The organism is Flavobacterium sp. LHD-85 (assembly GCF_030929595.1).
Lineage (GTDB): Bacteria > Bacteroidota > Bacteroidia > Flavobacteriales > Flavobacteriaceae > Flavobacterium.
Genome location: NZ_JAVFVR010000006.1, coordinates 322,158 through 330,275, shown reverse-complemented (window position 1 = coordinate 330,275; position 8,118 = coordinate 322,158). Strand labels below are relative to the sequence as shown.

Annotated in this window: 9 protein-coding genes; 1 reads left to right on the top strand and 8 read right to left on the bottom strand. The window is 31.9% G+C overall.

What is annotated here, in order from left to right:
• Window positions 1-220: 220 nt before the first annotated feature.
• The 8 genes from RB618_RS13025 to RB618_RS12990 form a co-directional block, all read right to left on the bottom strand.
• Window positions 221-1,573 carry a GH1 family beta-glucosidase gene (locus tag RB618_RS13025; protein WP_308069122.1) on the bottom strand — a complete coding sequence of 451 codons (1,353 nt, stop codon included), beginning with the start codon at window positions 1,571-1,573 and terminating at the stop codon, window positions 221-223.
• A gap of 209 nt (window positions 1,574-1,782) precedes the next feature.
• Window positions 1,783-1,992 (bottom strand): hypothetical protein, encoded by a 210-nt coding sequence (locus tag RB618_RS13020; protein WP_308069121.1) that lies wholly within the window; start codon window positions 1,990-1,992, stop codon window positions 1,783-1,785.
• A 9-nt stretch (window positions 1,993-2,001) separates the two neighbouring features.
• Window positions 2,002-2,415: a hypothetical protein gene (locus RB618_RS13015; protein ID WP_308069120.1), complete on the bottom strand. Its 414-nt coding sequence runs from the start codon at window positions 2,413-2,415 to the stop codon at window positions 2,002-2,004.
• A gap of 37 nt (window positions 2,416-2,452) precedes the next feature.
• Complete coding sequence (locus tag RB618_RS13010) at window positions 2,453-2,818, bottom strand: DUF4359 domain-containing protein (RefSeq protein ID WP_308069119.1); 366 nt, start codon at window positions 2,816-2,818, stop codon at window positions 2,453-2,455.
• Between the two features lie 76 nt (window positions 2,819-2,894).
• Window positions 2,895-3,962, bottom strand: a complete 1,068-nt coding sequence (locus RB618_RS13005; RefSeq protein WP_308069118.1) for a type I restriction endonuclease — start codon at window positions 3,960-3,962, stop codon at window positions 2,895-2,897.
• Window positions 3,963-4,101: 139 nt separating this feature from the next.
• A complete protein-coding gene (locus RB618_RS13000; protein WP_308069117.1) occupies window positions 4,102-4,770 on the bottom strand; it encodes a response regulator in 669 nt (222 codons plus the stop codon).
• 6 nt (window positions 4,771-4,776) lie between these two features.
• Complete coding sequence (locus RB618_RS12995; protein ID WP_308069116.1) at window positions 4,777-6,471, bottom strand: ATP-binding protein; 1,695 nt, start codon at window positions 6,469-6,471, stop codon at window positions 4,777-4,779.
• A 65-nt stretch (window positions 6,472-6,536) separates the two neighbouring features.
• On the bottom strand, window positions 6,537-6,725 hold the full coding sequence (locus RB618_RS12990; RefSeq protein ID WP_308069115.1) for a hypothetical protein: 189 nt from the start codon (window positions 6,723-6,725) through the stop codon (window positions 6,537-6,539).
• A 351-nt stretch (window positions 6,726-7,076) separates the two neighbouring features.
• On the opposite strand from RB618_RS12990, the gene RB618_RS12985 reads away from it, so the two are divergent.
• Window positions 7,077-8,078 (top strand): hypothetical protein, encoded by a 1,002-nt coding sequence (locus tag RB618_RS12985; protein WP_308069114.1) that lies wholly within the window; start codon window positions 7,077-7,079, stop codon window positions 8,076-8,078.
• Window positions 8,079-8,118: the final 40 nt, after the last annotated feature.

The following is an 8,118-nucleotide window of genomic DNA, read 5'->3' as shown; positions in this document are numbered from 1 at the left end:
CAGAGAAGTTAAGCCCGCCTGCGCAGATGGTACTGCATTATTGTGGGAGAGTATGTCGTCGCCTTTCTTTTGAAAACCCCGTTTCTAACGAAACGGGGTTTTTTGTTTTTGGGAATTTTGAAAAGATCTATAAATTGGATGTTGTTTAGCCATAAAATATACGACATTGTCAACATGGATTATGGGATATGCTTGAAATAAGATAATTAATAAAGTGGATCTATGATAAAAAATCTTTAAACCACAATCCAGAGTTTTTAATAGTTCTTTTTTGGGTTTCAAAATCAACGTGAATTAGCCCGAATCTTGCATTGTAACCTTCGGCCCATTCAAAATTATCAGTTAAAGTCCAAACAAAATAACCGTCAACATTTAGACCATCATTTTTTGCTTTTAGTATTTGTTCTAAATTATCCTGAATAAAATGAGTTCGTTTTATATCATGAACCTTTCCGTTTTGGATAGTGTCTGGAAAAGCAGCCCCATTTTCGGTAATAATTATTTTTTTGATTCCGTCATATTTGTTAAACTTTTTAAGAATATGATACATCGCAGGAGGATAGACCTCCCAACCCATATCGGTCGAAATTACATTTCTCTTCTCAGCACTTATCAGCTCGGCACCAATGTATGGAGTTAAAATAGAATGTTTTACAACCTCTCTAGTATAGCACTGTAATCCTATAAAATCAAAATCGAAATTAAGATTGTTTAAATCGTCGTCTAGAATATAATTACTCAATTTTTTAAGTACAGGAAGATCTTTCTGTGGATAGCCTAATCCTAAAATGGGTTCTATAAAAGTCCTGTTTAGTAAAGTGTCTACACGTTTTGCCGCTTCTATATCTTTTGCGTTTTCTGTTGCAGGTTCGATATGCGTACAGGAAAATGTGGTGCCAATATTGGCATCGGGAATTCTTTCGCGAATTATTTTAGCTCCAGCTGAAGTGGCCAGCGTAACATGATGCATGGCTTTAAGATAATTGTTGATTCCTTTTTTTCCGGGTGCGTGAATGCCTAAAAAATAACCAGCTCCAGTAAATACCGAAGGCTCGTTAATTACCATCCAGTTTTTGACACGATCGCCAAAATACTGTACGCAGACTTCCACATATTCTTTAAACCAAGAAACCGATTCGCGATTGGTCCAGCCTCCTTTCATCTCAAGTTCATGCGGTAAATCCCAATGATAAAGCGTTATCCAAGGTTCAATGCCAGAAGCTAGAAGCGAATCTATAATTTTGTTGTAATAATCGATGCCTGCTTGATTGATAGGATGAACGCCTGTCGGCATAATTCTAGGCCAGCTGATAGAGAACCTAAAATTCGGAATATTTAATTCTTTGATTAAATTAATATCATCCTGATAAGAGTTGTAAAAATCACAAGCAGTTATGGCATGATGTCCGCTTTTGATTTTTCCTTTTTGAGAAGTAAAAACGTCCCATATAGAAGAACCTTTTCCGTCGGCATCGTGTGCCCCTTCAATTTGGAAAGCGGCGGTTGAGACGCCCCACAAGAAATCTTCACCAAATTGGTTTCTGTTCAAAAATGAGCTTTCAATTTTATTCATTCAATAGTGCTTTCCTTTATTTATAATGGTTTATTAGTGTAGGAAAGAAGATTGCATTGCTCTTAAAAAAAGCCATTCTTTGAATGATACTAGGAATTTTAGATTAAAGAATTTCATAGCGATTAGTTTTATATCAAATTAAGAAAACTAATGTGAAATTATTGTAAAGTGATTATTATCAAATGATTAAATGTGAAATGGGAAGATATTTAATCTTCCCATCCACATAGTGTCAGGCCTAAACCTTGAGCTTGTTTGAGCGTTGTTTTTACTGTTCCATGACTGCAAGAACTTAAACCACGACAATTTTCATTATAATGGTATTTTTTTGCGCCAGTAGGACCGCAAATAAAGACGCTGGTTTCGGATGTTCTAAATGAAGTTGCAAAAACAAAAAGAAAGAGTAGTGTATATTTCATTCTGCATTTTTATTTAACAATTAATTGGTATTCGTTTCCTTGTTTATCAGTAGCTTTTAATTTTCCGTATGAGATCCATTCCGTATTAATTTCGATTTCTGCAACTGTATCGCTAGTTAAAATTCCAGCGCCCAATTTTCCTTGAACGTTAATATTTCCACAAACAGAATCGCCTCTGCTATTTATTCCTTTTACATCATAATTATATTCATAATTTCCAGGATTTCCTGTTCGATATTCGTATTGATAGGTTTTATTGACATGGTATGTTTTGGCTTCTTCCGGTGTGATTGTCTTCCGGTCATCTGCAGTAATTGCCGATTTATAAAATGAATTTACTTGTGGCAATGGAGGCGGAGAGGCCGTCTTCTTACAGGAGAGAAACACAAATAATAAAAGCAAGATAGGATAGTTTTTTCGCATTGGCATTGTGGTATTTAGTTGAACGAAAAATCTTGTTTTACTGTTTTATTGCTTCGTCTATTTTACTAGATAGAAAGACATTTCCTAATATGCCAAAACCAATTGTTTTGGTTTTACCTTCGACCGTAACATCTGTTGTCGAAAAAATAATGTAATTTGATGAGGAAACTATATTGTCAACCAGCATGTTTACCATCGATTGTGCTAGAGCATTTCCTAATATTCCACCGGCTTCTGACATTTGATTGTTAGAAGTTGTATTCTCTTTATCAATTTCTTTTTCTAAAAATGCATTCATTTTCAGTTTTACCTCTTCTTTATGCTTTTCAGTTCCAGGATTAGTAAATGCAGTGACCAAGATAAATAAGCAAAGTCCAGCGATTATGTAATGTTTTGGTTTCATAATGTTTTGATTATAGGTTAGTGTTTTTTTGCGATGCGATAAATCTAATTAGAATTAAATCCTTTAAAATGAGTATTTATACTGGATTTAATTCTGTCTCGTAAAGAGCGACGGTCTCTAATAATTCTTTTTCGTATTGATAAATGTCGTCAATTGAAGAAATCACAATTTTAGCTTCGGTTTTATTATTGTTGAAAAGACTTAAATATTTTTTACCGCTATTTAGATGGAGTCTGCAAAGAGGTTTTCGATTATTATCGTCCAGCAGTATTCCAAAGTACGATTGTGTATCGCGGTATACTATTCTTGCAATTGGCAGTTTTCGGCGTAAAATAGCAACTACGATACGGTAACCATCAAGTTCTTCTTCAGTTGTAATAATTTTATTGTCATCTTCAACTGAGATTATTTCTTCATCTTGCTGCTTAATGGTTTCTTTACTTAAAGCTGCATTTAAACGATCATTAATTTTATCGTTAATGAATTGATTTACCGATTTTTGAACTAAATCTTTAAATTCTTCAACAACTTTTTCTGTAAGCCTACCAGTATAAACTTTGTTGGCAAAAAGCTTAGTAAATTCATTTGATGGATTTTCTAGTTCTGTACTTATCTGTTTTTTTATTTCTTTAATATATTTTAAAGAACTCGCATTACTTACGATATTATCAACGTCAAAATTAGCTTTATGAAATTTTGCAATTTCGTTTATCGTATTTTCTTTTAGATTGCAGATATCAAATTCTAAAAATGGTTTTTCGTCCATTTTGTTTTGGTCATCCAAATCGGTAAAAAATTGATAATGAATTCCATTTGTTAAAAGTGCAAATCGAGTTTTTGTGACATGAAAGTAACGGAATAATTGAGAATTATGGATTGTAAGTTTTTCTTTCCAGCTTTTACATTCCACAATTATAATAGGCTCTCCATTTTGGAAAATAGCATAATCTACCTTTTCACCTTTTTTTAGGCCCAGATCAGCTGTAAATTCAGGAACTACTTCCAGCGGATTAAAGGCATCGTATCCTAAAACATGTATAAAAGGTAATACAAAAGCATGTTTTGTAGATTCTTCGGTTTCGATTTTACTTTTGAGCTGATTTATTTTATCTGCTAATGATTTTAGTTGAATGTTCATTTCCATTGGTTTGTCGTTTTAAATTGATAACTCCAAAAGTAAAACCAATCAAAACCAGTATTTTACGGAAATCCATAATCTAAATTAATTTGAGGAAATAAAAAAAAGCTCCCGAAGGAGCTTTAATAATAAGTAAAAAAAGAATTTAAATTATCCCCATATCTTTTGTAATCGAAACCAAGTGGATGGTATTATTAGCTTTAAAAAAGTCCTTTAGTTTTGCTAATCTTTTTTCCATAGCGCTTTTGCTATTTGGTTTTATGTCATTGTTTTTAAATATTTCTATAATCTCGTCCTGAGATGTTCCGTCAGATAAATATTTTAAGATTTTAATGTCTACATCGTCTATTTCGTAGTTGCCTTTTTCCTGAAGTGCAGAAGCAACTTCTTGTGAAATAAATTTTTGATCGGAAGATGAAATTATGTTAAGTGCTTTTTTAAGATCCTCAATGCTATTTCGGCCTTTTAGCACAAAGGCATTAATTTCAGAATCTTCAAAAAGTGATTTTATTCGAACGCTTTTATCTTCAATAGAATAGGCGATGATTTTAATTTCAGGTTGCAGTTCGCGTACTTTCTGAATGAGTTCGTCGCCACTGCCGATTTTTACTTCGCGATGGTCTTTTTTAAACGAAAGATCGCTAATCAATAAATCGTATGGTTCATTATCCTGAATTGCTTTTCTTATTTTAAGAAAGGCATCATCACAATATTTGGCATGCTGAAAATTGGTAATGTTGAAATCATTCAAAGTTTGTTTGATGGCTAAATTAAATTCTTCAAAATCCTCGGCTATAATTACTTTTTTAAACATAGGCTCTTATTTAGGCATTGTTATTTTTACTTTAAAACCTTTATTTGGTTCAGTTTCAAAAGTAATAGTTCCTTTATTAGACAAAATACGGTTTTCCATATTTTGGAGACCATTTTTTATAATTTTTGATTTTTCACAACCTTTTCCATTATCTGAATAATTAATAAACAAGATATTTGTTCCGCTTTCAAACTGAATTACAACAATAGAAGCTTCACTATGTTTTTTCATATTAACCATTAATTCATGCAAAACTCTCTGAATAGCAATCTTTTTTAAATCTTCGACCGAATCCCAGTTTATTTTTTCGACACCATTTATAATAACATTTGTCTGACTGCTATTATAAGTTGAAAGCATTTCTTTTAAATTGTTCGGAAAATTTGGACCAGTATCGATATCATTATTTTCTCGAGAAATTCCGCGAACGCGTGAGTAAATGTCATCGAGTTTCTGAAGCAAGTTTTCTTTATTGTTTTCATCTGTTAGAGACTGAGTTTGTGTATAGGTTATAGCATGAAAAACATCATTTGCTAATCCATCATGGATATCTTTGGCAATTCTGGTTTCAGTACTATAAGCTGTTTTTATTTTTTCGATTCGACTTCTGTTCTGATAAAATTTTCTCAAATAAAGCAGTAACAGAAAAAGAGATGAAATACCTATTATGAAAAATATCTTTTGATAATGTGCTTTTTGTAAAGCAAGAGAAGTTTCGGCTTGCTCTAATCTCAGTTTTTGGTTTTCTTCCTTTTCTTTTTTTGAATCGTATTTAATTCTGGCAAACTTATTTTTAAAATTGTTTCGAACTTTTATTATGCTGTCATTTAAAAAAATGAATTTTTGTGCATAAGCGTTTTGAGCTTCAGAATCGTTTGAAATGAGAAAAGATAATGCTTTTAAGCGCTCATCAATACTGCGAAGTTTTGTGGCAATTTGATATGCTTTTATAGCGTATTCATTTGATTTTTGAATATTAGTTTTTGAATAATATTGAGCAAGGTGAAGATTGCTTCCAATGATGCCATATAAATCTTGAATTTCATTCCTAATTTTAAGACCTTCCTGCATTAAAGCGAGTCCCTTGTCAGTATTACCAATTTTAAAATAAGCAAACCCCAGATTGTCTAAAACACGTGCTTTACTTTGTTTTGAAATTTGGTTTTCATTTAAAATCGATTCTAAAATCTGAATTGCTTTTTCATATTTTTTCTGCTCAATGTTAATAACAGCAATATTATTTAGAGGAGAAAATTTAGAAATATCATTTTCGGCATCTTTTATTGCCTCTTTGTAATAATAAATTGCATCATCATAAATTGCAAGTTCTTTGTATGCAATCCCGAAAAAATTATTTATGGAAACGGTATAAATATCTTTCTTTTTAACATATGGAAGAGCTTCTGTAAGTGTTTCTTTGCTTCCGTAATAATCCCCATTTATCTGTTGGATAGAAGCCATCTGAATTAAATTGTAAACAATATTGGCACTGTCTTTTAAAATTTCAAAATCTAATTTTGATTTATTAAAATTGTAAAAAGCACTGCTGTAACTTTTGCTTTGGAGATTAGCAATACCCAGATCTCTAAGTTTAAAAGCTTTCTCGCGGTTGGGATCTACCTTTGCAGGTACAGATGTTTTTTCTTTACAAGAAAAGAAAAAGAGAATAATTAGCAGATAAAAAAACGGGGATCGTAACATAAATCTTACTTTCCCCGAAAATAGTAATTTATTATAAATTACAGTTTTTTTTCTAAAATATTAAATTATTTTTTTGGTGGTGGTGGCACCACAACTGGATCATCGTCTGGTCCGGTGGCTTGCATATCTTTCGCCGGAGCTGTATCCTTTTTTACCTCTGTTTTGTCTTTAGCTGTTTCGAATTCATCAGCAGTGCAAGAAAATAATGTAGTTGACAATAGCGCGCACGCTCCCAATAAATATAAAGTTTTCATTTTTTTATAGATTAAAAATTAGACGTGAGGATTGCTGTCTGGAGTTTTTCCAGATTGTTTTAATGACAGCAATGCCAAGTTTTGTTTGGGAAGTGAAGTGCGTAGAACAGTAAGATTTTCATCTATACTTCCCGGAATAAAATCCGTCTTACGGTTTTCCGCACTTGGTACATGAACTAGTTTTGTACATTTGCTTTTGACCTGCAGATCAAAGCGATAACTAATTTTGTTGAGGCAAAGTAACAACGGTTTTGAGCCTGTGTTGATACGGAATTCCGGGATATCCGATTAAGTTTTATAAAATCCCTATTGTTCCTTATAAATCCTTAAAAACCCAAAAAAATGAAGCCTATGAATAACAATACTTTGGAAGATTTATATAAAAAAGCTATTAAAGAAAAATATGAAGAAGTAAAAAATGGTGATGATTTTTATTTCTTGAATGCTCCAACAAGAGGAAAATTAAATAAGTTATGTTGGGAAAAATTTGCGAATAATGATATGCATTCAAATGATTTGAATGTGTTCAATTCTTTACTAGGACTTTCTTTTGATATTAGTACAAAAAATAAGTTTAAGCAAGAGACAGATCTATTTAGACCAGTAGAAAAATTTTTTAAGGGAGAAACAGATCCAGATAAAATAGATGTTGTTGATATGGCAGCAATTTTGGTAGATTTTAATCCTAGGCCTTTTAATAAGTTTAGAAAAGAAATTGATCCAGAGAATTTGAAATTGATAGAAGAGCTAAGAAATACTAAACATTATAAACCGGAATTTTCTTCTGTTGGTTTTATTGATGAGGCCCAAATCGATAAATTTCCTAGTTCAAATAATGAAGAGGTAAAAGAAAATTTAACAGAAGAAGAAAAGCAAGATGAAGCTGAAATAATAGAGCAAGATGAAAATCAGGACTTGGAGGCAATTCCATTGGGCATATCAACTCCTGTTAAGATAAGAAGGGAGGAGGGAGGAAAATCTGGAATAATAAGATATTCTCTAATTGCAGCTTTTTCAGCTGGATTGATGATGCTCATTTATTTAACTTTTTTTCAAAAACAATGTATGCAGTGGTCGGTTGATCATTATGAAAAAGTGAGCTGTGATTTGGAAGTAAGTGGTTTGGCAAGTTTTAATGTTGTAGAACCTTTTGACAAAACCGTTTTTGACTTAAAAAAAATAAATGTATGTGATACAACGGCTTTTTTTGATAAAAATGGAGAAGCTATTGTCTGGTATGGCAAAACAGCAAATGGAATAGACTTCTTCAACGGACATGGAAGACATCCTGAGAATAATAGTTCTTTAAAACCTGTAACGAGGTATATTTTGAATAAATATGTAAAAAAGTAAAAATCTATTAAAATGCGATTTATGTAAAATATTCGTAGAA

What these genes read in the sequence shown, in the direction of transcription:
- RB618_RS13025 (WP_308069122.1), bottom strand. Translation starts at nt 1,573, where the DNA reads ATGAATAAAATTGAAAGCTCATTTTTGAACAGAAACCAATTTGGTGAA.
- RB618_RS13020 (WP_308069121.1), bottom strand. Translation starts at nt 1,992, where the DNA reads ATGAAATATACACTACTCTTTCTTTTTGTTTTTGCAACTTCATTTAGA.
- RB618_RS13015 (WP_308069120.1), bottom strand. Translation starts at nt 2,415, where the DNA reads ATGCGAAAAAACTATCCTATCTTGCTTTTATTATTTGTGTTTCTCTCC.
- RB618_RS13010 (WP_308069119.1), bottom strand. Translation starts at nt 2,818, where the DNA reads ATGAAACCAAAACATTACATAATCGCTGGACTTTGCTTATTTATCTTG.
- RB618_RS13005 (WP_308069118.1), bottom strand. Translation starts at nt 3,962, where the DNA reads ATGGAAATGAACATTCAACTAAAATCATTAGCAGATAAAATAAATCAG.
- RB618_RS13000 (WP_308069117.1), bottom strand. Translation starts at nt 4,770, where the DNA reads ATGTTTAAAAAAGTAATTATAGCCGAGGATTTTGAAGAATTTAATTTA.
- RB618_RS12995 (WP_308069116.1), bottom strand. Translation starts at nt 6,471, where the DNA reads ATGTTACGATCCCCGTTTTTTTATCTGCTAATTATTCTCTTTTTCTTT.
- RB618_RS12990 (WP_308069115.1), bottom strand. Translation starts at nt 6,725, where the DNA reads ATGAAAACTTTATATTTATTGGGAGCGTGCGCGCTATTGTCAACTACA.
- RB618_RS12985 (WP_308069114.1), top strand. Translation starts at nt 7,077, where the DNA reads ATGAATAACAATACTTTGGAAGATTTATATAAAAAAGCTATTAAAGAA.